This window comes from Tenacibaculum sp. MAR_2009_124 (assembly GCF_900105455.1).
Lineage (GTDB): Bacteria > Bacteroidota > Bacteroidia > Flavobacteriales > Flavobacteriaceae > Polaribacter.
The window spans coordinates 1,367,074-1,388,434 of the sequence record NZ_FNSF01000001.1; the positions used below are offsets into that span (position 1 = coordinate 1,367,074).

The window sequence follows — 21,361 nt, forward strand, 5'->3', positions numbered from 1 at the left end:
GGATTTCGTTCAAAAACAATCTGACTAGATCAAAACTGAACTCTAACGATTGTAATATTGTTATTACCAATTAACAAGAACTTTCGAGTTTTAGTTATCTTTAAAAAGAAGTAATTACCAATGTTTAAGAGTATTTTAAGAGGTCGTTATCACATGAATACGTAATTTTAAATACTTAAAAAAACAAGACAGATTTTAACTATATGAAATTAAGAGCCAACGACATACAAAAATTTTACGGAAAGAGAAAAGTAGTAAAAGGTATTTCTTTAGAAGTAGAGCAAGGTGAAATTATTGGGCTTTTAGGACCTAATGGTGCTGGAAAAACGACTTCTTTTTATATGATTGTAGGAATGGTTAAACCTAATGGTGGTTCAATTTTCTTAGATGATGAACAAATTACCGAAGATGCTATGTATAAACGTTCTCAAAAAGGAATTGGTTATTTGGCACAGGAGGCTTCGGTTTTCAGAAAATTATCGGTAGAAGATAATATCATGTCTGTTTTAGAGTTTACAAACAGAACAAAAAACGAACGAAAACAGCGTTTAGAAGAGCTTATTGAAGAATTTAGTTTGGGACATGTTCGAAAAAATCGTGGAGACCTATTATCGGGTGGTGAGCGCAGACGTACAGAAATTGCTCGTTGTTTAGCTTCAGATCCTAAATTTATTTTGTTAGACGAACCTTTTGCGGGAGTTGATCCAATTGCTGTGGAAGATATTCAAGGAATTGTAGCTCAATTAAAAAATAAGAACATCGGAATTCTTATTACCGATCACGATGTGCAAGCTACCTTGGCTATTACGGATAGAACCTATTTGATGTATAACGGCGGAATCTTAAAAGAAGGTACTCCAGAAGAACTGGCCGAAGATGAAACTGTACGACGTGTATATTTAGGAAAAGACTTCGAGCTTAAAAAGAAGAAGTTCTAACTACTAGTCCGAAGTCTAAAGTTGAAAGTATGAAGTCTAAAGGCGATAGTCTGAAGTTGAAAGGCGATAGTCTGAAGTTGAAAGGCAAAAGTCTAATGCTGAAAGTTGTTGATTTCCCGAAGTCGATAATCTAAAGTTTTTAGTATGTATTCACTTCAGTGATGCCACTGATCAAAATTCACAACCTTCATTCTCTTCAGCGATGTCGCTAATCAAAATTCAGAGCTTACATTCCCTTCAGCGATGTCGCTAATCAAAATTCACAGCTTACATTCCCTTCAGCGGTGTCGCTAATCAAAATTCAGAGCTTACACTCCCTTCAGCGATGTCGCTAATCAAAATTCACAGCTTACACTCTCTTCAGCGATGTCGCTGATCAAAATTCACGGCTTACATTCCCTTCAGCGGTGTCGCTAATCAAAATTCATAGCTTACATTCTCTTCAGCGATGTCGTGGAAACTTTTACGGTTCCCTTACATCTCCTCTATTCAATTTATTGTTTTTTCTCTTTAAACATAGATAATTGATCCCTGATAATTGATAATTGAATTCCTGTACGTCTCTGATATAAGTTGACCACTTTAAAAAAGAGATTATCAATGAAAGCAAATTTAAGACGGATTCAAAAGCAACGGACTTACAGTGATGAATTTAAGAAACAACTTGTTTCGGAATTTGAATCGGGTAAGTATAGTGTACTAGAATTGGATCAACTTTATGGGGTTAGTTATCAATCGATTTACAATTGGATTTATAAATTTTCTATCTTTAACAAAAAAGGATATCGTATAGTGGAACATCAATTAAGCGGTCAAAAGAAAGTAAAAGAGTTAGAAGCTAAAATTAAGAATTTAGAAGCCTCGCTAGGTCGTAAACAGATTATGATTGATTATTTAGAGGCAATGATGGAAGTCGCTAAGGAAGAACTCGATATCGATATCAAAAAAAACTACGCCACCCCACCATCCAAAGGTTTGTCAAAAAAGAAGTAGGGATGACTTATAGTTTAAATAAATTATATAAAACTATAGGCATTAGTAAACAATCTGTTTATCAATATCAAAAGCGTCAAGAAGTTTTTGAGGATAAGCTTTTACAGTTGATCACTGAAGCAGATGTGTTGCGTAAAGAACATCCGGGTTGTGGGGTTGAGAAGATGTATTATAGTTTAGCTCCTGATTTTATAGGTAGAGATCGCTTTATTGAAATAATGATGAAGCTGGGATATCGTTTAAAGCGAAAGAAAAATTATAAGCGCACTACCATTGCCAGTAAAATATATTATCCAAATTTGATTAAAGGGATAACGGTAAGTGCTCCCAATATAATCTGGCAAAGCGATATTACTTATATCTTAGTAGATGGTAAGTTTTATTATGCAGTCTTCATTATTGACGTCTATAGTAAAGAAATAGTAGGCTATAGTATTGCAGACCATATCAGAGCTACTGCAAATGTAAAGGCTTTAAGGATGGCCTTAAAAATTCATGGGCCACCAAGATTTCATCATTCTGATAGGGGTAGCCAATATATTTACAAAGAATATATCCAGATTCTAAAGGCTAACAATATACAGATTAGTATGGCTACAAGCGCACAAGATAATGCCTATGCAGAACGTATAAATAGAACTATTAAAGAAGAATACTTGGATCATTGGAAACCTAAAAACTTTTTTCAGTTAAAGCAAATGACGAAAAAAGCTATTAAGAATTACAATGAAAAAAGGATCCATAACAGCATAGATAGAAAAAGACCATCTATGTTTAGAGCAAATTTTTCTTTGTTGACTAGTCAACAAAGAAAATCAATTACTATTTTTAACAATGAAGTATTAACCTAAAAAACGGTCAACTATGTTTAGGGAAGTACATCCTCCAAATGTCAGTTCTAGTATTTTTTACAGAGTGCTAACGACGTAAAAAATGTATAGAGAACTACATTCAATGCTAGCAATAACCAAACACAAAACATTGATAACTGATAACTGATAACTGATAACTGATAATTAGTCATTAAGAAACTTATCATTTAAAATTCAATACTTAAAATTAAAATAAAGAGGTTACGGGAAACCGTAAGGATATTTCCATTCTTTTTTATAGGTTAGCATCATAAAGAAAAAGCAACCTGAAAGATTAACCAAATACTACGAATCTGGAGAGATATACGTGCTTTAACCGTATACTTCATTCTCTCTTTTCTAATTGTAAAAATTTTCACTTTTTAGCGAGGCTTTTTGAATGATTAACCAAAAGGATAACAAAACCCAAAAGGTCTGGTTATCCGGAAATATATAACGGATAACGATTATATTTGTATGGATATAACTAGTTGTATTTAATATGCTCAGCCTTTTGGATACCGAATATTCATTTTGGGTTTGTTAAAATTTCTTTCTAAGGGCAATTTTTAAAATACTAAGGAAAGAGACTTTAATGAAGTTTCGTCTCAAACTGTACGATTGACATCGTTGAGAGTTTCACTATCAAAACGTTGGTAACGTAAAACAGTTTGACGAAGTTATCGGAAAAATTTGACAATGTCAAGTTTTTCCGATAACTTACTGTATTATAAATAATTGCTACAATATTAGTTAAATTTTAAGGGACCTTTTTTTATAACAGAACCTTATCAGTCAGTGGTTGATAAAGTTTATAATAAAAAAATAAAATGAAAATTGGAAAGGTTTTAAAGTAGCGACTGACAGACTACGTATTTTATAAATTGTATATTTACTATTGTATAAAATACTAAAAACAACACCCCATATACGCCATTAAAACGGCGCATATAGGATACGTTAGGCATAATGAAGAACAACAACTATGGAAGAACATATTATTTTTGAGAAAATTGATTTAATTCAAAAAATTATTAAGGAAAAAGATGTAAAAAAAATCCTTACCAGTGAAGATTTGAGCTTTTATCAAACTGCAATTGATTACATAAAAGAAAAATTAAATAACACCATTCCTTCGTTAGTTCAAGAATCTGATTTAACAAACGCATCGAATGAAATAGAATCTGCAGTTTCTCAATTAAACACATATGTTGGAAATGAAAATACAGGACATTTAAAAAACTCAAAAAACTCAATAATTTCTGCTTCTAATAGAATTAAAAATTTACCAACATTAATACAGGATAGTAAATTCAATTTTAGTTCTGAAATCATAAACTTTAAAAACTCGGTTTCTGAAAAAAATTCAGAATTCGATGAAGAATTAGAAAACCTAAAAGGACAACTATCAAGTTTAGATGATGAGATAACGGATAGAATGACTGAACTTAATTCTGTTAAGGAAGAATTGAGCGAAAAACAGAAAGAAATAGAAAAACTAAACACTTCCTTTGAAGAACAATACGAATCTGACCGAACTAAATATTTAGAAAAATTAGAAGAACAAGAAAATTCTATTAAAAGCAATACAGATAATTTAGTCCAATACCTTGAAAAAAAGAAAACAGAAGCATCTAAAATTGTTAATGTAATTGGAAATATTGGAGCAACTGGAAATTTTCAGAAAATCGCAAACGACCATAAAAAAGATGCAAATCTTTGGAGATTTATTGCAATACTATTTATGGCAGGATTGAGTGGTCTTATAATTTGGGCTATAATTGGATTAGGAGATAGTGAGTTCGATTGGACTAAATCATTAATAAGAATAATTGCTGCAGCTGCATTGTCTTATCCAGCAACTTATGCATCAAGAGAATCTTCAAAGCATAGAAAACTGGAAAATTTTAATAGAAAATTAGAGCTTGAATTAGCATCAATTGAATCTTTTATTGAAATTTTACCTGAAGAAAAGAAACAAGGTATAAAAGAAAAATTGGCTGAAAAATACTTTGGCAGTACTTTAGACCAATTTGAGGATGCTGATTTAAAGTCAGATAAGGATTTCTCTTTACAATCTATAGAAAGATTATTTAAGGCTGTAAAATCACTAAAAGAATAAATCACTATGCCTAACAAAGAACTGAGGTAAAAACCAAATAAAACTTCTTAATTATTAACCAAAGTACTCTTGTACTGATTGTTGTATGGAACACCATTTTTGACAATAGAAAATGCTTGTTTTAGTAATTTGTTGCATACTGCTATTAAAGCTAGTTTTTTACTTTTTCCTTTCGCTACAATTCTATCGTAAAGCGCTTTGCACCCTTGGTTGTATTTACAAGCATTGAAACTGCACATAAATAGTAAATTCCTCAGTTTTGGATTGCCCATTTTACTAATCCTTGGTCTTCCTTTAACACTACTTCCACTCTGTCTTATTATTGGTGTTAACCCAGCGTAACTACATAGTTCTTTCGAGCTTTCAAAACGATGAAAACCATCTGTAAAAACCAATAACATTAAAGCTGTTTTATCTCCTATTCCTGGAATGCTTTTTAATAAAGTTAGTGATTCTTGGTATTCTTTTTTCACATTATCATTTAATGCTTTTTCTAAAACCTCCATTTCTTTTTTGAGTTTTTTCAAACTTCTATTCAAAGAGTTAACAACAACTTTTGATGGATACCCTAAAACTTCTTCTCCATGTATTTTGTTTTTTAACTGAGTACTTTGTTTACTATAAATACTGAGCATACGCAATAACTGGAGACTTTCTTGTTGAGTATCCGATTGACCAATCCACAACTTAGGTCTACGATCTTTTCCGTAAAGCTGAATCATTTTTGCATCACTCTTATCAGTCTTTATTTTCGATAAGTCCATTTGGATATAACGTTTTATTTTTAATGGATTAACCACACTAACTCCAAAACCTAACTCCAACAAAAAATAAGCTAATCGAGTATGATAATATCCTGTGGCTTCCATAACGCAAATGGTATTTGAATCCAGTAATTTAACTAACTTTCTGAAACCAGAAAGATTGTTCTTAAATTGATAATACGCTAAGTTATTATCACATACATCAAAGAAATCTTTACTAATGTCAATTCCTAAATATTTTATATCTTTATTCATAAGAAAAAAGGATTGTAAAGAACCTATCTATTGTGAATTCAACAACTTGAAATCGAAGTCTAAAGCTTCATAGAACTGAACGAATTTAACATAGAAAAGAGCAGGGATTATCAATGTTGACGAGATCAAAGTCTCTGCGTATATCATAACCTTATTCCGCTCTTTGGTTCTGTATGATTAAGTTTCTAATTTAATAAAATGCTAACTTAAGCCGTATATAATTTATTGCTAGTTCTAGCCTACTTACGAAAATCCTCGCGGATTTTCTATTCAGTTTGTATTTGCTAAATTAGGTACTGAAACACGCAACAAACTATATACACAACGTTGCCAACAATATAAAAACCAAATCGCAAACATTTATGCTTTCATTTTTTAAATCAAAATCTAACTTAACGGAATCGGAATTTGCTGAAAAATTTTTGTCTGAATTAAGAAAGAAAGTTAACGGTTTAGAATTAGTCTCTATCAATGGACTCGAAATCACTACGAAACTAAAAGATTCTGACAATTACCGTCATTTTCTGGACAATTCTTACGCGGAATATAAAAATGACCCAAAGGATTTGAAAAACGTTATTGAAAAATATACATTTTCTGCAAAAGACCTTTTTCTTCCTCAAGAGCCTTTACAAAAAGAAAGAATAGTGCCCGTTATCAAAGACAAAAGGTACTTAATTGAGAGCTCTAAAATAATTGAGGACTTCGAGAACACTCACGTTTATGAAAAATACAACTCGGAACTATATATTTTTTATGCAGAAGATAAAGAAAATACGATTGGATATTTCACGAAAGAAGAATATTCAAAGTTGGATTCTGACATTGAATCTATTAGAGAAATAGCAATCGAAAATCTGAATTCTCTCGTATCAAAAATGGAAAGACACGGAGAAAATGGATACTTTATGTTAACAGCAGGTGGAGATTATGAGTCAAGTTTAATTCTATTTGACATTTGGAATAAAGAAAATTTTCCCGTGAATGGAAATTTAATAATCGGAATTCCAGCTAGAGATGTTATTCTAGTAACTGGAACAAATGACAAAGAAAATATTGATAGACTAAAGAAATCTATCAAAGAAATAAATGAAACTGGAGACCATATAGTTTCCGACAAAATATATGAATTAAAAGAAGGAAAATTTGAATTATGGGAATAAAATACTGTTGGCAACAAAGAACTGAGGTAAAAACCAAATAAAACTCCCTTAATTATTGACCAAAGTACTCTTGTACTGATTGTTGTATGGAACACCATTTTTGACAATAGAAAATGCTTGTTTTAGTAATTTGTTGCAAACTGCTTTTAAAGCTAGTTTTTTACTTTTTCCTTTCGCTACGATTCTATCGTAAAGCGCTTTGCAGCCTTGGTTGTATTTACAAGCATTGAAACTGCACATAAATAGTAAATTTCTAAGTTTTGGATTGCCCATTTTACTAATCCTTGGTCTTCCTTTAATACTACTTCCACTCTGTCTTGTTATAGGTGTTAACCCAGCGTAACTACATAGTTCTTTCGAGCTTTCAAAACGATGAAAACCATCTGTAAAAACTATTAACATTAAAGCTGTTTTATCTCCTATTCCTGGAATGCTTTTTAATAAAGTTAGTGATTCTTGGTATTCTTTTTTTACATTATCATTTAAAGCTTTTTCTAGAACTTCCATTTCTTTTTTGAGTTTTTTCAAACTCCTATTTAAAGAGTTAATAACAACTTTTGATGGATGCCCTAAAACTTCTTCTCCATGTATTTTATTTTTTAACTGAGTACTTTGTTTACTATAAATACTGAGCATACGCAATAACTGGAGACTTTCTTGTTGAGTATCCGATTGACCAATCCACAACTTCGATCTGCGATCTTTTCCGTAAAGTTGAATCATTTTCGCATCACTCTTATCAGTCTTTATTTTCGATAAGTCCATTTGGATATAACGTTTTATTTTTAATGGATTAACCACACTAACTCCAAAACCTAACTCCAACAAAAAATAAGCTAATCGAGTATGATAATATCCTGTGGCTTCCATAACGCAAATGGTATTTGAATCCAGTAATTTAACTAACTTTCTGAAACCAGAAAGATTGTTCTTAAATTGATAATACACTAAGTTATTATCACATACATCAAAGAAATCTTTACTAATGTCAATTCCTAAATATTTTATATCTTTATTCATAAGAAAAAAGGATTGTAAAGAACCTATCTATTGTGAATTCAACAACTTGAAATCGAAGTCTAAAGCTTCATAGAACTGAACGAATTTAACATAGAAAAGAGCAGGGATTATCAATGTTGACGAGATCAAAGTCTCTGCGTATATCATAACCTTATTCCGCTCTTTGGTTCTGTTTGATTAAGTATCTAATTTAATAAAATGCTAACTTAAGACGTGTATAATTAATGGCTAGTTCTCGCCTACTTACGAAAATCCTCGCGGATTTTCTATTCGGTTTTTATTTGCTAAATTAGGTGCTTAAACACGCCACTAATCATACACAAATACGTTATAGGTAACCGTAAAAATGATACTTAAAAAGGTACATAGAGACTTTGAAAATTATATAAAACATTTAATTGATAAAACAATTATTAAAGTTGAATATGCAGAAATTGACTATCAAAAGTTAAACGGTGATTTTAATGAAAAGCCCTACTACTTTACTCATTTTAGGAATCTAGATTCAATTGATTTTTCAATTTTCTTATATTCGAAAACAAATGAAAAAATAGAAATATATTGGGATGATAAATTTTTTCAATTTGGACTTGGGATGAAAATAAACGAGAAATCGGATTTTTCTGACTTTAAGATTTGGGATGTTTCAAATAACCAAATTTGGTCGGGAATCATTGGTGAAACCATTGAAAGTGCCAAGTTAAATTGGGAGGAGGTAACGACGACTGATGAAAAAAATGGAACATCTGAAACCTTTATCTATCCGCAAGATATTTCATTAAAATTTTCCAATGGAATAATGGTATTTATTAGTGCTGCTGCTTTTTTAAATGAACATGACAATGAAGTTTTTGGAATGTGTGATAATTTGACAGTAACTAACAATGAAGAATTAGCACGAAAAACAAAAATGATAAACTAAAGGCAACCTATAACACCACCTAAACTGCATTAAAACGCAGCTTAGCCAAAACGTTGTAGTGCATTAAAACAAGATGCTAAGAGAATTATAATAGATGAGAACTTATCCAGAAAACACCGAAGAACTAGAAAAAAAACACAGTTTTAGTTTTCCTTTAGATAAAAAAAAATTGGAGCTTATTCATAATAATGTTATTTTACGTAACGATATTGCATACGTATTTTTAAAATCAAGAATATTAAATTCACTGAAAATGCATAATCTATTTGAAAACGAATTATTCAGTGAGTCATTTTTGGACAAGAAATTTAACCAAACGGATAGACTTAAAATTTATAATGCAATAAAAAATCAACTTCCTATGCCAGCTAGTAGGAGAAATAAACTGAGCTTATCTTCTTTGTTTCAGCTAAATGAAAAACCAAAAATCGATACTAGAGTATTAACAATTAAAGACTTAATTTTTGATTTAATCAAGCAAAACAGATTCACTATTAAGGGAGAGTTTGAAATACTTTTTAAATATGAACTTGACAACTTAAAATAATAAAACGACACTACAATGGAGTAGACGGCTCTGCCCTTAGATAGAGCAGAGTGCGCCTCTCAAATAAGTGAAACGATTCACTAACTCCAGAAAAAATCAAGAAATACAGTGATTACAACACCGTACGTGCGGCACTACGTGCTTCCTTTCGTCAAAAGCAGTTCTTTTTTCTCAGGAACATATACGGCGGTTCGGTACACATTACCATTAGGCTCTTTTCCCCCTAATGATTAGTTTGTAATTTAAGCATAGGCTATATTAAAATAATCGAAAGCGTACCATAACTAATATCCCAATATGACTATTGATTGCAATTAGTATTTAATATATTTGTGATTAACTTGAAATCCCTTAGAAGAAATTACATCTCCTCCTTACCCTCAATATCTCTTCCTTTTTACGACCTTTGGCAAGCTCATGAACTAACTTTTCCATTTTACTGGATTGCTTGTATATTGGGAAGTTATCTTCTAGGCAGTAAACTCTAGAGTAATTACGGCTATTGAAACAATCTTTTTAGTTATTTTTGGAAAAAATAGCTAAAAAGATTATACATTAAATAAAAATGAAAAGAGGAAAAAAAATTGTTATAGTTAGCTCCATTGTTCTAAATCTTGTATTCCTATATACTACATTTTCTACATCGGAAAACATCAACAGAACAGCTTATTGGCACCCATTTGAATTAAATTCAAATATCAATTTAGAATCCATAGTAAATGACGGGTATCGCTATTCAAGCGCTCCTTGCGGATTTGTGCAATACACTAAACAAATAGCAGACACCATTATTCAATATGAAGTTTACGTTGATTGCAAGACCTATGAAGGGGTTTATGAACCCATACTTTTCGAAATTGAAGACGAACCAACAGAACTTTCTGAATCGGAAACAAATGATACAGAAATAACTTGGGAAGAGGAAATTGCAAAAAACAAGTATTATCCTTGGAAATTTAATGAAGTAAAAGATTGCTATCAAGGAATTAATTGGAGAATATATACAGTTAATCTTGGAGAGAGTTTAGATTTAAATAAGGTTCGTGATTTTATTCATAAGAAAGGAGGCAGAATAATTATGGAAAATTGGAGCGATGATAAAGGTGGCTCTGTAATTGTTTATTATCGAGAGAATGCTCTTTATTTTTGTGTGAATGTTTCTAAAGAAAAAATTGAGAAAAATAATGGATCATGGGTTCTTGGTATAACTAGAACTATACCTCATTTAGACTATTTGAAAGAAAGGCAAAGTATTGATCGTCAGAAAAAGATGGATAAATATTACAATTGGGAAGCACATTATAACTTTCTAAAGAATTAATTATTTACTTCGGAATGTCCCTTATATAGCTATTGGGATCTAAAATGAGCGTTCGATAAGGCAAAGTGTTTTTACTACTTTAGGAAAAATAACTTAACTATGCATACTTATAAAATTATAGTGCACTATGAAAAAAAATTTAGTCGTATTAATACTGTTATCAATTTCCTTGAAATCCAATGCTTGTAGTTGTGAATGGGTTGGGAATTTTTCACGTATTGCTAAGCATTCAGGATTAGTAATTAAGGGAAAGGTTGTACAACATATTTATCATACTGAAAACGGGAAACGTTTCATAAATCATGATGAGTTTATTCATGAAACTCTAAATAATGAGTTTGACCCAAATTACGGAACTGGAGAATCCATAAAAGTTGAAATCTTAGAAATTATCAGAGGCGAAGAGCATAGAAAAATTATTGAAATTTTTGATACAGACGGCGCTGATTGTAGAGCCAGCATTCACAATTTCCAAACTGGGAAGGTATATATTTTCGCTACACATAAATCAATGGGAACTAGAAGGAAATTACCTAACGAAACTAAAGATGATTATCAAATTGGAGCTTGTTATGAAAGTACGTTACAATATTTCCCTGAAGAAAATCAAGTTTATGGTATGATTAAAGGGAAATCATATAGACGAAAAAACATAAAATATAATTACGAGAAATTAAAGAGAAAATTAATGCAGTACTAAGCTTTAAGAGAAGAAATCAATGACAAAAGAGCTATTGAGATAATTAATGAGACTCTCCATTCGATCAACAATGAAGCTATTTTTCAAAGAAACTCTGAAGCACTAGAGAAAAGGTACTCCAAACCAACAGAAACATTATCAGGCTCGATATTTCAAGGGGATATCATTGATTCTAAAAAGGACACTATCCTAAAAAGTGTGTAAGTTCAAAATATCAGGGTTAGGTTATTTATAGCCTAATCCTTTTTTCAAATATAGCTAAAAATTGATTTAGAATTATGCCCCAATTTCTAATGGGCATTGTCCACTTTTTAGTACTTTCTCTTAAAGCTAAATATACCGATTTGATAACAGCGTCATCTGTCGGGAAAGAGAGTTTGTTTTTAGTGTATTTGCGTATTTTCCCATTAAGATTTTCAATAAGATTAGTGGTGTAAATAATAGTTCTTATTTCAATTGGAAAATCGAAGAAAACAGTGAGTTCATCCCAGTTGTTTTCCCAACTTTTAATAGCATACGAATATTTAGCTTCCCATTTATTTTTAAAATCTTTTAAAGCAGCCTTTGCGGCTTCTTTAGTTGGAGCTGTATAGATTTGCTTCATATCTTTAGTAAACTCTTTTTTATCTTTCCAAACCACGTATCTACAAGAGTTTCTAATCTGATGTACTACACATATTTGTGTGGTAGAATTAGGAAACACTGTCTTTATAGTATCTGTAAATCCGTTTAAATTATCGGTTGCAGTAATCAGTATATCTTGCGTTCCTCTGGCCTTAATATCAGTCAAAACACTCATCCAAAAAGCAGCTGATTCATTTTTACCTAACCACAAACCTAGTACTTCCTTTTTACCGTCGGATCTAAGGCCTACAGCTATGTATATAGTTTTGTTAATAACCTTAGAGTTCTCTCTAACCTTGAAAACAATTCCATCCATCCAAACGATTAAATAAGTAGCTTCTAAAGGTCTATTTTTCCATGCTACAATGTCATTAGTAATGCTATCTGTGATTCTTGAAATCGTTGAAGTAGAGATGTTAAAGTCATATAGCTCTCGGATTTGCTCCTCTATATCAGAAGCACTCATTCCCTTAGCATACAAAGAGATGATAAGATTTTCAACACCATCTGTAGTACTTTCTCTTTTCTTTACCAACATAGGATTAAAAGATCCTTCACGGTCTCTTGGGACTTCTATTTCTGTTTCTCCTAAAGTTGTTTTTAACTTCTTCTTTGAATAGCCATTTCGAGAATTAGAGTTAGTGCTCTTTTGATGTTTCTCGTAATCTAAATGAGCTGATAACTCTCCTTCTAAAATCTTTTCAACTCCTCGTTTGTGAAGTTGTTCTATAAAGCTAGTTAACTCTGAGCCATCTTTAAATTGTTTTAGAAATTCGCCGTTTAATAAATCTTCTGGTTTCATAAATGTGTAAAAATTAAAGTTAATGAATAAAAAAATCTCGGGGTTGAATTCAACCCCGAGATTTTAAAACTTACACAGTTTATGAAATACTGCCCTAAAAAGCTTTTTAAATTATTAAGGAAGAATAAATACATAAAGCTTACTTCTTCTCTACTCTTAATATTTTCTCCATTTTACGTCCTTTAGCAAGCTCATCAACTAACTTTTCCATTTGTCTACATTGCTTATATATTTGGAATTCATCTTCAATTTCTTCAATACGATACCCACAAACAACTCCTTTAATCATATGTGCGTTTGGATGCATGGTGGCTCCTTCAAAAAAGGCTCTGAAAGTTACTTTTCCTTCTATAAATGATTCCATTGCAGTATCATCATAGTTTGTTAGCCATTTTATTACCTGATCTAATTCCTCTTTTGTTCTTCCGTTTTTTATTATTCTATTCAAGTAGTGTGGATAAATTGACCCAAAGATCATATTTGCTACTTTTTCATTTTTTTCTGCCGTAACCTTCATTGCTGTTAGATTCTATTTTACAAACTATTACGGAACTAAAGTTAATATTTTTTAACGAAATAAAACTCAAATGTCAATTTTTAGGAAGAAGAATCTAGAACAATTAAACAATATTACTATAAAATTTATAATCCTTTAAGTCAGAAAAACAAATTGGCACGAGAATATTTAAAACAACATCGTTGCTTTTTTTCAAAGGAAGGATAATGACTAAGAAATCTATTCGAAAATCAATTATAATTAAAAACGAAGGATTTCTTCTTAACCGTCGAAATGAGACTTTTTATTCTAGATGATATTTGAATCAAATATCATCTATCCTTTCGCCATATTCTGAAAAACTGAAATAATAACATACAATAGAATAATCATTGGTATGGCTACTACTTTTAATAACACAATAAAAAGGATTGATGTTATTAAGAAGATATATTTTACGATGTTTTCCTTGATTCCAAAAGACTTAAACTTCAAGGAAAATAATGGTAATTCCGCATTCATTAAAAAAGACAGCAAAATAGTAATAGTCATTAAAACATATTTATTATGGATTAAGTCTAAAAAGAACTGACTTTGTCCGTACTCCCCTATTAACGGTAAAGAAATAACAAACAAACTCATGGCTGGCGTTGGTAAACCAATAAAACTATCGCTTTGCCTTTCATCAATATTAAACTTTGCCAAACGATATCCAGCGGCCAATGTTAAAATTAACCCTATATACGGTAAGTTACTCCCTGATTTTCCATATTCATCCAATCCAAAATAACCTACAGCATCAATATCAATCGCATTTACAAATAATTGTAACATTACTATTCCTGGCACTACTCCACTTGTTACCATATCTGCCAACGAGTCTAGTTGTTTTCCTAGTTCCCCCTGAACTTTTAAAATTCGTGCTACAAAACCATCTAAAAAATCGAAAACAATTCCTAAAATCACCATAACAGCTGTTCCGTAAAAATCACCTTTTACAGCCAAAATTGCTGCAATGGTTCCACTTAACAAATTTCCGAGTGTTATGAGGTTGGGAATATGCTTTTTTATGTTCATAGTTTATAGATTTTAAAAACGAAAGTAATAAATCCTTTTCAAGTATTCCTTTTTGATCTCTATTTAATTTTATCAATTTAAGTTGGTATTAATAACTTAACTACCAATATAGGTAACGCAAAAATGGCCTTCTGTTACCTCGTAGGTTCCAACTCCTGTATGAACAGGTTCTGCTGTAAATTGAAAACTTCCGATAAGTAAATTTCTTTCTGGGTTGTGAGTTATAATACTAATAGTTCCATTGGCTCTATGAAAATCATCAAAAGTAGGTGAATAATCTCCAGATGGCACTTCGGGAAGTGTTGCAAAATTATATGTTCCAATAGTTACATCATGTGCTACACCTATGGTTATCGATGCTCTATTATCGTCAACAACTTTAAAGCCTATAATTCCAAAATTATTAATACCAGGAATTATATCAACATCAACAAACTCAACACCATCAACTTTCGCGAAAAAATCATCTTTTTTTGTAAAAACAATCCTTTCAAAAACACCATTCGTAAATTCTTTGCTATTACCATTAGAGCCTGTTCCTGTAAAATTAAATGTTCCAGACACCCACATATTATTATAATCTACTTCAGTAATAGTAATTACTCCTTGTGGTTCAACTCCATTTGTAGTTGACTCCAACACCATATTAGTATGATTATCGGGTAAATATTTCACAACATTTTTTTGATTATTACTATTTTCAACACCTAATTGAAATGTTCCAACATCTAAGTCATGTAATACTATTTTAAAAACTTCTCCGGTAGAACTTTTCATGGCTTCCAAATGCAAGGTATGACCATCAATTTCTGCCTTTGAAGAAGTAGCTAAATAGGTAGCATTATCAAAATCCACTTGAAAAAAAGACGTTAAATCGCAATCTCCCAACAGCGCTAATTGCTCTATTAGCTCTTCATCCGCTTCATCACATGCATCAATGCTTTCCAATAAAGCATTTTTATAAGCTTCACAAAGCTCTGAATAATCGTCAGAGGTAACATGTGAAAAATTAGATTCAGCATCTATTAAATTATCCTCTGCTTCTTCGCATGATATTTCATGACCATTAAGATAAACCCCATTAATATCTAAAAATGGCTCATTGCATGTGTAAAAAAGAAAACAGGTAATTAAACCTTTGAAAAAAATGTTACCCCTCATCGTAATCAGTACTTACTCAAAAATAATAATTTCACAACAAAACAAGCATAAACCGCTACATTACAAAACATTACCTATGAACTTCAAATAAAGATTTTCCCACTAGTTATAATTGATTAATGAAAAAAAAATCATGATATTTGCTTAAAATAGCTATAAAACGAACCATATGCCAATTTTACATTCGAACTTTACACCAAGCTTACCTTTTAAAAATGGGCATTTTAACACCATTTATCGACCTCTTTTTGTAAAGGAAACTGTTAACTATGAAAGAAAGAGAATTTCAACTTGGGATCATGATTTTATTGATCTTGACTTTTCCTTTGTGAAATCAAATACACTCGTTCTTTTAATTCATGGTTTAGAAGGAAGCTCTTCCTCAAGCTATATGCTTACAACTACAAAGTATCTTAATAACAATGGTTTTGACACTGTTTGTATGAACTTGCGAGGTTGCAGTGGTGAAGATAATTTAGTACTAGGCACCTATCATAGCGGAAAAACAGATGATGTAAACTTTGTTGTAAACTATCTCAGTAAAAATTATTCCTATCAAAATATTGTTCTAGTAGGTTTTAGTTTAGGTGGTAACTTAACTCTTAAATATTTAGGAGAATATTCTGATATTCCCGAAGTTGTCCAAGGAGCCATATCGGTTTCTGTTCCTGTAGATTTAACGACTTCGCAAGCTGAATTATCGAAATTTAAAAATAGAATTTACTTGTCGGAATTTTTAAAAACTATGAAAACTAAAATTATAGCAAAGGCTGAGCGTTTTCCTGATTTTAAACTAGATAGGAACCTTTTAATGAAAGCTAGTAAATTCAAACATATAGAAAAGCAATATACAGTGCCTGTTTTTGGATTTAAAAGTTCAGAAGAATACTGGATAAAAGCTAGTTCAAAACCCTATATACCCCAAATAAAACACCCAACATTATTAATTAACTCTTTGGATGACAGCTTTCTTTCTAAGGAGTGTTACCCTTTCGAAGAGGCGGAAAAAGTTGATAATTTTTATTTAATCACGCCTGATTATGGTGGACATGTTGGTTTTCTTTCTTCTTTTTCCAAAACTCAAAACAATTGGTTGGAACAAAAAATGGTTCAATTCATTAAAGAGAAAATAAATTTAGTCTGACTTGAGAAGAATTATTCAACTACCTTGGAAATTTATAATAACAATAACTTGTTAAAAATATAGTTATGTTGGTAGTATTTCAGATATTTGTAGGTAAACCATAATGCAAAACAGAACTAATTTTTTTCATTGAATGTACATTCGTTTTATTTTTATTGCACTTTTAATAACCAATTCCGTTACTGCTCAATTTAGAAATTATTCTAATGAGTTTTTAAATATTGGTGTTGATGCGGCTGCTCTTGGAATGAGTAAATCCGTTGTAGCTACTAGTAGTGACGTTAACTCAGTTTACTGGAACCCTGCCGGTTTAGTGGCTGTTGAAGATTATCAAGGTTCTTTAATGCATGCCTCCTATTTTGCTGGAATTGCCAGTTATAACTTTGCTGGATTTGCCATGCCTGTGGATAAAGAAAGTGCTGTAGGTTTTTCTATTATTCGTTTTGGTGTTGATGATATTTTAAATACAACAGAATTAATTGATAGCGAAGGAAATATCGATTATAACAGAATACAACTTTTTTCTGCAGCTGATTATGCTTTTAATATTGGTTATGCTAGAAAATTATTACTTGATGGTTTTCAGTTCGGAGTGAATGCCAAAGTGGTTCGAAGGATTATTGGAGACTTTGCCAATTCTTGGGGGTTTGGTTTAGACGCAGGAGTGCAATTTGAAAGAAATAATTGGAAATTTGGTTTAATGGTTCGGGATATTACCACCACTTTCAATAGTTGGGCTATTGACCAAACTGAATTCGAAAAAATTCAAAATGCCATTCCAGGCCAAAACCAAGAATTACCAGAAACCACTGAAATTACAAAGCCAAAAGTTCAATTAGGTGTAGCTCGATCATTTGAAATTAATCGTTCTTTTCACCTTTTGGCGGAAGTGGATTTAAATATGAGATTCGCAGAAACCAATGATATTATATCAACCTCTTTTGTAAGTATTGATCCATCACTAGGAGTGCAGCTGGATTATGAAAAATTAGCGTTTCTACGTTTCGGTATAGGTAATATTCAAAATACAACTGAATTCGATGGCTCTAAATCTACTTCACTTCAACCTAATTTCGGTATCGGTTTTGTATATAAAGGTATTCAAGTAGATTATGCACTTACCAATATTGGTAGTGTTGGTAATGCTTTATTTTCCAATATATTTTCAATAAAATTTGATTATAGTTTCTTTAGACAATAACTATGTTAAAAAAATACTTTCTTTTTCTTCTCTTAATCGTTTCTAACTATTCTTTTTCTCAGGGAATGGAATTATCGGTATATTCCAAAATAAGTGTTATTACTTACGGTCCAGGAGATGCTTTATATGAAAAGTTTGGGCATACAGCCATACGAATACAAGATCCTGTATTACAACTCGATTTAATTTATAATTACGGAATTTTCGATTTTACTGAAGAAAACTTCTATATAAATTTCACGAAAGGTTTCATGAAATATCGACTTGCACGATATTCTTTTCCTTCTTCACTTCGTGGGTATAACAATAATGAACGCTGGGTTAAAGCTCAAATATTAAATTTAAATGTTCAACAGCGAAATACATTTTTCAACTATTTAGAAAATAACGCTCAACCAAAAAACGCAAGTTACTTCTACGATCCTTTTTTTAACAATTGTTCTACAAAACCAATTGATATCATGAAAGCCATCTTTGGGGACACTATTATTTATAAAAGTGATTTTGTTACCAAGGAAAACTCAATAAGGCAATTAATGAATAAGGAAATTCATACAAATACTTGGGGCAGCTTAGGTATTAATATTGCTCTTGGTAATCGGTTAGATAAAATTGCACTAGCAAATGAATATGCATACTTACCCGATTATGTTTTCGAAACTCTTGAAAACTCAAAAATAATAAAAGAGGGCAAGGAAGAAAAACTAGTTTTAAAAACGATCAAATTATTAGATTATCCTGAAAAGAGCAACCATTCAGATACGATTAATCCATTTATCGTGTTTTTAATTTTATTGATTTTCGGGGCCTATATTAGTTATCGTGATATAAAGAGAAACAAGTGCTCTCGTTGGTTCGACTTAAGTTTGACATTAATTACAGGCTTATTTGGTGTTTTAATTGTTTTTTTATGGTTTTTCACCAATCATTCCACAGCACCCAATAACTTTAATTTCCTATGGGCCTTCGCTCCAAATTTCTTTTTAGCTTTTGTTATGCATAAAAAAAATCCACCAAAGTGGATTTCTAATTATATAAAATTTTTACTAGTTCTTTTATGTTTAATTCCTGTTATTTGGATATGCAACATACAACTATTCCCGTATGTTTTAATTCCTCTTTTTATACTACTTGGACTTCGCTATTTTGTTGTCTTAAAATTTATAAAAAGCTCTGAATAGCTAAATCATAACTTTGTAAACCAAATCCTGTAATAATTCCCTTTACATTAGGAGCTATATAGCTTTTGTGACGAAACGATTCTCGTGAATAAACATTTGATATATGCACTTCTATAACGGGTGTTTCAATAGCCTTGATGGCATCAGCAATAGCCACAGAAGTATGAGTATAAGCGGCTGCATTTAATACCACACCGTCATAGGCAAAACCAACCTCATGCAACTTATTTATCATTTCTCCTTCAACATTTGACTGGTAATAATGTAATTCGACTTCTGAGAACTTCTCTTTCAATTCCTTAAAATAAGAATCGAAACCATGATTTCCATAAATACTAGGTTCTCGCTTACCTAATAAATTTAAATTTGGGCCATTTAATACTAATATTTTTTTCATCGTTCTTTTATAAAGAAAGTAAATTTAGAAATTGTTTTGAAATATGGAAGTATTAGATCAATTTTTTACTTATTAATCAAAAGAAAACCGTTGATTTCTCAACGGTCTCTATATATTTCAGTAAAATTAAATTTATCTTCTACTATAATTAGGAGCTTCTTTCGTAATTGCTACATCATGCGGATGGCTCTCATTGATTCCCGATGCCGTAATTCTAACAAATTTTCCGTTATTCTTTAACGCTTCCACATCCTTCGCACCACAATAGCCCATTCCAGCTCTTAAACCTCCAACAAACTGGTGGATGCTCTCAAATAACTCTCCTTTATATGGTACTCTACCAACAATTCCTTCTGGAACTAATTTCTTAATATCATCTTCAACATCTTGAAAATAACGATCTTTTGAACCTTTCTTCATTGCTTCAACCGATCCCATTCCTCTATAAGACTTGAATTTTCTACCCTCGAAAATAATAGTTTCTCCAGGAGACTCTTTTGTTCCAGCAAGCAACGATCCTAGCATCACACAATCTGCTCCAGCGGCAATAGCTTTAGGAATGTCTCCAGTATAACGAATACCTCCATCAGCAATTACAGGAACACCCGTACCTTTAATTGCAGCCGCCACTTCTATGACAGCAGAAAACTGAGGAAAACCAACACCTGCTACCACACGTGTGGTACAAATTGAACCAGGTCCAATTCCTACCTTAACAGCATCTGCACCTGCCTCAACTAAATATTTTGCAGCCTCAGGAGTCGCAATATTTCCTACGACCACATCTAAACCAGGAAATTTAGATTTTACCTCTTTTAAAACAGCAACCACTCCTTTTGTATGTCCATGAGCTGTATCAATAATTACCGCATCAACGCCAGCATTAACCAAAGCTTCCGCTCTTTCAACGGCATCTCCCGTAACTCCTAATGCAGCAGCTACACGTAACCTACCATATTGATCTTTATTTGCTATTGGTTTTTGAGTAGTTTTTGTTATATCTCTAAAAGTTATCAGTCCAACTAATTTATCTCCATCTACAACTGGTAACTTTTCAATTTTATTTTCTTGCAAAACAACTTCAGCTTCTTTTAAAGAAGTTCCTTCTTTAACCGTAATTAAATTCTCCGAAGTCATTACTTCCTTAATAGGACGTTCGTTATTGTTTTCGAAACGTAAATCTCTATTTGTAACAATTCCTACTAACTTCCCATCATGATCAACAACTGGAATTCCCCCAATTCTATTTTCTTTCATTGCCTTTTTAGCATCTAAAACAATAGCAGATTCTGGTAAAGTAATTGGATCGATTATCATACCACTCTCAGCTCTCTTTACCTTTCTTACTTCATTGGCCTGCTGCTGAATAGTCATGTTTTTATGTAGAACACCTATTCCTCCTTCTCTAGCAATAGCAATTGCCATAGCCGATTCAGTTACCGTATCCATAGCAGCTGAAACTATAGGTACATTTATAGTGATATTTCTAGTAAATTTTGTTTGAATACTTACTTCTCTTGGAAGAACTTCTGAATAAGCAGGAACTAATAAAACATCATCATATGTTAATCCTTCTCCTACAAATTTTGATTGGTGGGCGTTCATAAATGTAATCAATTTTACTCGTGAGAGTGTTTAGTTGTTAAAAATTAATTACGTGCAAATGTACTACAAATAAATTT

20 protein-coding genes are annotated in these 21,361 nt (G+C 31.6%); 12 read left to right on the forward strand and 8 right to left on the reverse strand.

What is annotated here, in order from left to right; translation table 11 throughout:
* Positions 1-203 precede the first annotated feature (203 nt).
* The 4 genes from lptB (at position 204) to BLW23_RS05100 (ending at position 4,904) form a co-directional block, all read left to right on the forward strand.
* Positions 204-938 (forward strand): LPS export ABC transporter ATP-binding protein, encoded by a 735-nt coding sequence (gene lptB, locus BLW23_RS05085; RefSeq protein ID WP_093668136.1) that lies wholly within the window; start codon positions 204-206, stop codon positions 936-938.
* A 600-nt stretch (positions 939-1,538) separates the two neighbouring features.
* On the forward strand, positions 1,539-1,931 hold the full coding sequence (locus BLW23_RS05090; RefSeq protein ID WP_093668137.1) for a transposase: 393 nt from the start codon (positions 1,539-1,541) through the stop codon (positions 1,929-1,931).
* Between the two features lie 2 nt (positions 1,932-1,933).
* The gene (locus BLW23_RS05095) at positions 1,934-2,782 is read left to right on the forward strand and encodes an IS3 family transposase (RefSeq protein ID WP_143032113.1); all 849 of its coding nucleotides are present in this window, start codon (positions 1,934-1,936) and stop codon (positions 2,780-2,782) included.
* Positions 2,783-3,767: 985 nt separating this feature from the next.
* Positions 3,768-4,904 (forward strand): AAA family ATPase, encoded by a 1,137-nt coding sequence (locus BLW23_RS05100; protein ID WP_093668138.1) that lies wholly within the window; start codon positions 3,768-3,770, stop codon positions 4,902-4,904.
* A 47-nt stretch (positions 4,905-4,951) separates the two neighbouring features.
* Here BLW23_RS05100 and BLW23_RS05105 read toward each other — a convergent pair whose 3' ends face one another.
* Positions 4,952-5,923: an IS110 family RNA-guided transposase gene (locus tag BLW23_RS05105; protein WP_093668139.1), complete on the reverse strand. Its 972-nt coding sequence runs from the start codon at positions 5,921-5,923 to the stop codon at positions 4,952-4,954.
* 362 nt (positions 5,924-6,285) lie between these two features.
* On the opposite strand from BLW23_RS05105, the gene BLW23_RS05110 reads away from it, so the two are divergent.
* Positions 6,286-7,086, forward strand: a complete 801-nt coding sequence (locus tag BLW23_RS05110) for a DUF1444 family protein (RefSeq protein ID WP_093668140.1) — start codon at positions 6,286-6,288, stop codon at positions 7,084-7,086.
* Positions 7,087-7,134: 48 nt separating this feature from the next.
* Here the strand turns inward: BLW23_RS05110 and BLW23_RS05115 are convergent, their stop codons facing one another.
* Positions 7,135-8,106, reverse strand: a complete 972-nt coding sequence (locus BLW23_RS05115; protein ID WP_093668141.1) for an IS110 family RNA-guided transposase — start codon at positions 8,104-8,106, stop codon at positions 7,135-7,137.
* A gap of 346 nt (positions 8,107-8,452) precedes the next feature.
* Here BLW23_RS05115 and BLW23_RS05120 point away from each other — a divergent pair, with 346 nt between their 5' ends.
* The 4 genes from BLW23_RS05120 to BLW23_RS05135 all read left to right on the forward strand — a co-directional run bounded on the left by BLW23_RS05120 (position 8,453) and on the right by BLW23_RS05135 (position 11,596).
* Positions 8,453-9,028 carry a hypothetical protein gene (locus BLW23_RS05120; protein WP_093668142.1) on the forward strand — a complete coding sequence of 192 codons (576 nt, stop codon included), beginning with the start codon at positions 8,453-8,455 and terminating at the stop codon, positions 9,026-9,028.
* A gap of 94 nt (positions 9,029-9,122) precedes the next feature.
* Entirely contained in the window at positions 9,123-9,575 is a 453-nt protein-coding gene (locus BLW23_RS05125) for a hypothetical protein (RefSeq protein WP_093668143.1), read from the forward strand.
* A gap of 565 nt (positions 9,576-10,140) precedes the next feature.
* Complete coding sequence (locus BLW23_RS05130; protein ID WP_093668144.1) at positions 10,141-10,896, forward strand: hypothetical protein; 756 nt, start codon at positions 10,141-10,143, stop codon at positions 10,894-10,896.
* A 127-nt stretch (positions 10,897-11,023) separates the two neighbouring features.
* Entirely contained in the window at positions 11,024-11,596 is a 573-nt protein-coding gene (locus tag BLW23_RS05135) for a hypothetical protein (RefSeq protein ID WP_093668145.1), read from the forward strand.
* A gap of 229 nt (positions 11,597-11,825) precedes the next feature.
* Here the strand turns inward: BLW23_RS05135 and BLW23_RS05140 are convergent, their stop codons facing one another.
* From BLW23_RS05140 to BLW23_RS05155, 4 genes are all read right to left on the reverse strand, one after another.
* A complete protein-coding gene (locus tag BLW23_RS05140) occupies positions 11,826-13,022 on the reverse strand; it encodes an IS256 family transposase (RefSeq protein WP_093667472.1) in 1,197 nt (398 codons plus the stop codon).
* Positions 13,023-13,161: 139 nt separating this feature from the next.
* Positions 13,162-13,539, reverse strand: coding sequence for a DUF2200 domain-containing protein (locus BLW23_RS05145; protein WP_093668146.1), 378 nt, complete (start codon positions 13,537-13,539; stop codon positions 13,162-13,164).
* Positions 13,540-13,854: 315 nt separating this feature from the next.
* The gene (locus BLW23_RS05150; RefSeq protein ID WP_176829755.1) at positions 13,855-14,595 is read right to left on the reverse strand and encodes a CDP-alcohol phosphatidyltransferase family protein; all 741 of its coding nucleotides are present in this window, start codon (positions 14,593-14,595) and stop codon (positions 13,855-13,857) included.
* A 96-nt stretch (positions 14,596-14,691) separates the two neighbouring features.
* Positions 14,692-15,756, reverse strand: a complete 1,065-nt coding sequence (locus BLW23_RS05155) for a DUF6252 domain-containing protein (protein WP_093668147.1) — start codon at positions 15,754-15,756, stop codon at positions 14,692-14,694.
* A gap of 169 nt (positions 15,757-15,925) precedes the next feature.
* Here BLW23_RS05155 and BLW23_RS05160 point away from each other — a divergent pair, with 169 nt between their 5' ends.
* The 3 genes from BLW23_RS05160 (at position 15,926) to BLW23_RS05170 (ending at position 19,282) form a co-directional block, all read left to right on the forward strand.
* A complete protein-coding gene (locus tag BLW23_RS05160; protein WP_093668148.1) occupies positions 15,926-16,900 on the forward strand; it encodes a YheT family hydrolase in 975 nt (324 codons plus the stop codon).
* Between the two features lie 133 nt (positions 16,901-17,033).
* Positions 17,034-18,101 (forward strand): putative type IX sorting system protein PorV2, encoded by a 1,068-nt coding sequence (locus BLW23_RS05165; RefSeq protein WP_093668149.1) that lies wholly within the window; start codon positions 17,034-17,036, stop codon positions 18,099-18,101.
* A 2-nt stretch (positions 18,102-18,103) separates the two neighbouring features.
* A complete protein-coding gene (locus BLW23_RS05170; RefSeq protein WP_093668150.1) occupies positions 18,104-19,282 on the forward strand; it encodes a lipoprotein N-acyltransferase Lnb domain-containing protein in 1,179 nt (392 codons plus the stop codon).
* Here BLW23_RS05170 and aroQ read toward each other — a convergent pair.
* Together aroQ and guaB are read right to left on the reverse strand one after the other, a co-directional pair.
* Positions 19,263-19,679 carry a type II 3-dehydroquinate dehydratase gene (aroQ, locus tag BLW23_RS05175; protein WP_093668151.1) on the reverse strand — a complete coding sequence of 139 codons (417 nt, stop codon included), beginning with the start codon at positions 19,677-19,679 and terminating at the stop codon, positions 19,263-19,265. The genes BLW23_RS05170 and aroQ overlap by 20 nt on opposite strands.
* A 132-nt stretch (positions 19,680-19,811) precedes the next feature.
* Positions 19,812-21,284, reverse strand: coding sequence for an IMP dehydrogenase (guaB, locus tag BLW23_RS05180; RefSeq protein WP_093668456.1), 1,473 nt, complete (start codon positions 21,282-21,284; stop codon positions 19,812-19,814).
* Positions 21,285-21,361 lie beyond the last annotated feature (77 nt).

Bases quoted from the DNA above. Each gene is read 5' to 3' on its own strand.
- lptB (WP_093668136.1), top strand. From the start codon at position 204: ATGAAATTAAGAGCCAACGACATACAAAAATTTTACGGAAAGAGAAAA.
- BLW23_RS05115 (WP_093668141.1), bottom strand. From the start codon at position 8,106: ATGAATAAAGATATAAAATATTTAGGAATTGACATTAGTAAAGATTTC.
- BLW23_RS05120 (WP_093668142.1), top strand. From the start codon at position 8,453: ATGATACTTAAAAAGGTACATAGAGACTTTGAAAATTATATAAAACAT.
- BLW23_RS05145 (WP_093668146.1), bottom strand. From the start codon at position 13,539: ATGAAGGTTACGGCAGAAAAAAATGAAAAAGTAGCAAATATGATCTTT.
- BLW23_RS05140 (WP_093667472.1), bottom strand. From the start codon at position 13,022: ATGAAACCAGAAGATTTATTAAACGGCGAATTTCTAAAACAATTTAAA.
- BLW23_RS05165 (WP_093668149.1), top strand. From the start codon at position 17,034: ATGTACATTCGTTTTATTTTTATTGCACTTTTAATAACCAATTCCGTT.
- BLW23_RS05105 (WP_093668139.1), bottom strand. From the start codon at position 5,923: ATGAATAAAGATATAAAATATTTAGGAATTGACATTAGTAAAGATTTC.
- BLW23_RS05095 (WP_143032113.1), top strand. From the start codon at position 1,934: ATGACTTATAGTTTAAATAAATTATATAAAACTATAGGCATTAGTAAA.
- aroQ (WP_093668151.1), bottom strand. From the start codon at position 19,679: ATGAAAAAAATATTAGTATTAAATGGCCCAAATTTAAATTTATTAGGT.
- BLW23_RS05170 (WP_093668150.1), top strand. From the start codon at position 18,104: ATGTTAAAAAAATACTTTCTTTTTCTTCTCTTAATCGTTTCTAACTAT.
- BLW23_RS05110 (WP_093668140.1), top strand. From the start codon at position 6,286: ATGCTTTCATTTTTTAAATCAAAATCTAACTTAACGGAATCGGAATTT.
- BLW23_RS05090 (WP_093668137.1), top strand. From the start codon at position 1,539: ATGAAAGCAAATTTAAGACGGATTCAAAAGCAACGGACTTACAGTGAT.
- guaB (WP_093668456.1), bottom strand. From the start codon at position 21,284: ATGAACGCCCACCAATCAAAATTTGTAGGAGAAGGATTAACATATGAT.
- BLW23_RS05150 (WP_176829755.1), bottom strand. From the start codon at position 14,595: ATGAACATAAAAAAGCATATTCCCAACCTCATAACACTCGGAAATTTG.
- BLW23_RS05100 (WP_093668138.1), top strand. From the start codon at position 3,768: ATGGAAGAACATATTATTTTTGAGAAAATTGATTTAATTCAAAAAATT.
- BLW23_RS05160 (WP_093668148.1), top strand. From the start codon at position 15,926: ATGCCAATTTTACATTCGAACTTTACACCAAGCTTACCTTTTAAAAAT.
- BLW23_RS05125 (WP_093668143.1), top strand. From the start codon at position 9,123: ATGAGAACTTATCCAGAAAACACCGAAGAACTAGAAAAAAAACACAGT.
- BLW23_RS05135 (WP_093668145.1), top strand. From the start codon at position 11,024: ATGAAAAAAAATTTAGTCGTATTAATACTGTTATCAATTTCCTTGAAA.
- BLW23_RS05155 (WP_093668147.1), bottom strand. From the start codon at position 15,756: ATGAGGGGTAACATTTTTTTCAAAGGTTTAATTACCTGTTTTCTTTTT.
- BLW23_RS05130 (WP_093668144.1), top strand. From the start codon at position 10,141: ATGAAAAGAGGAAAAAAAATTGTTATAGTTAGCTCCATTGTTCTAAAT.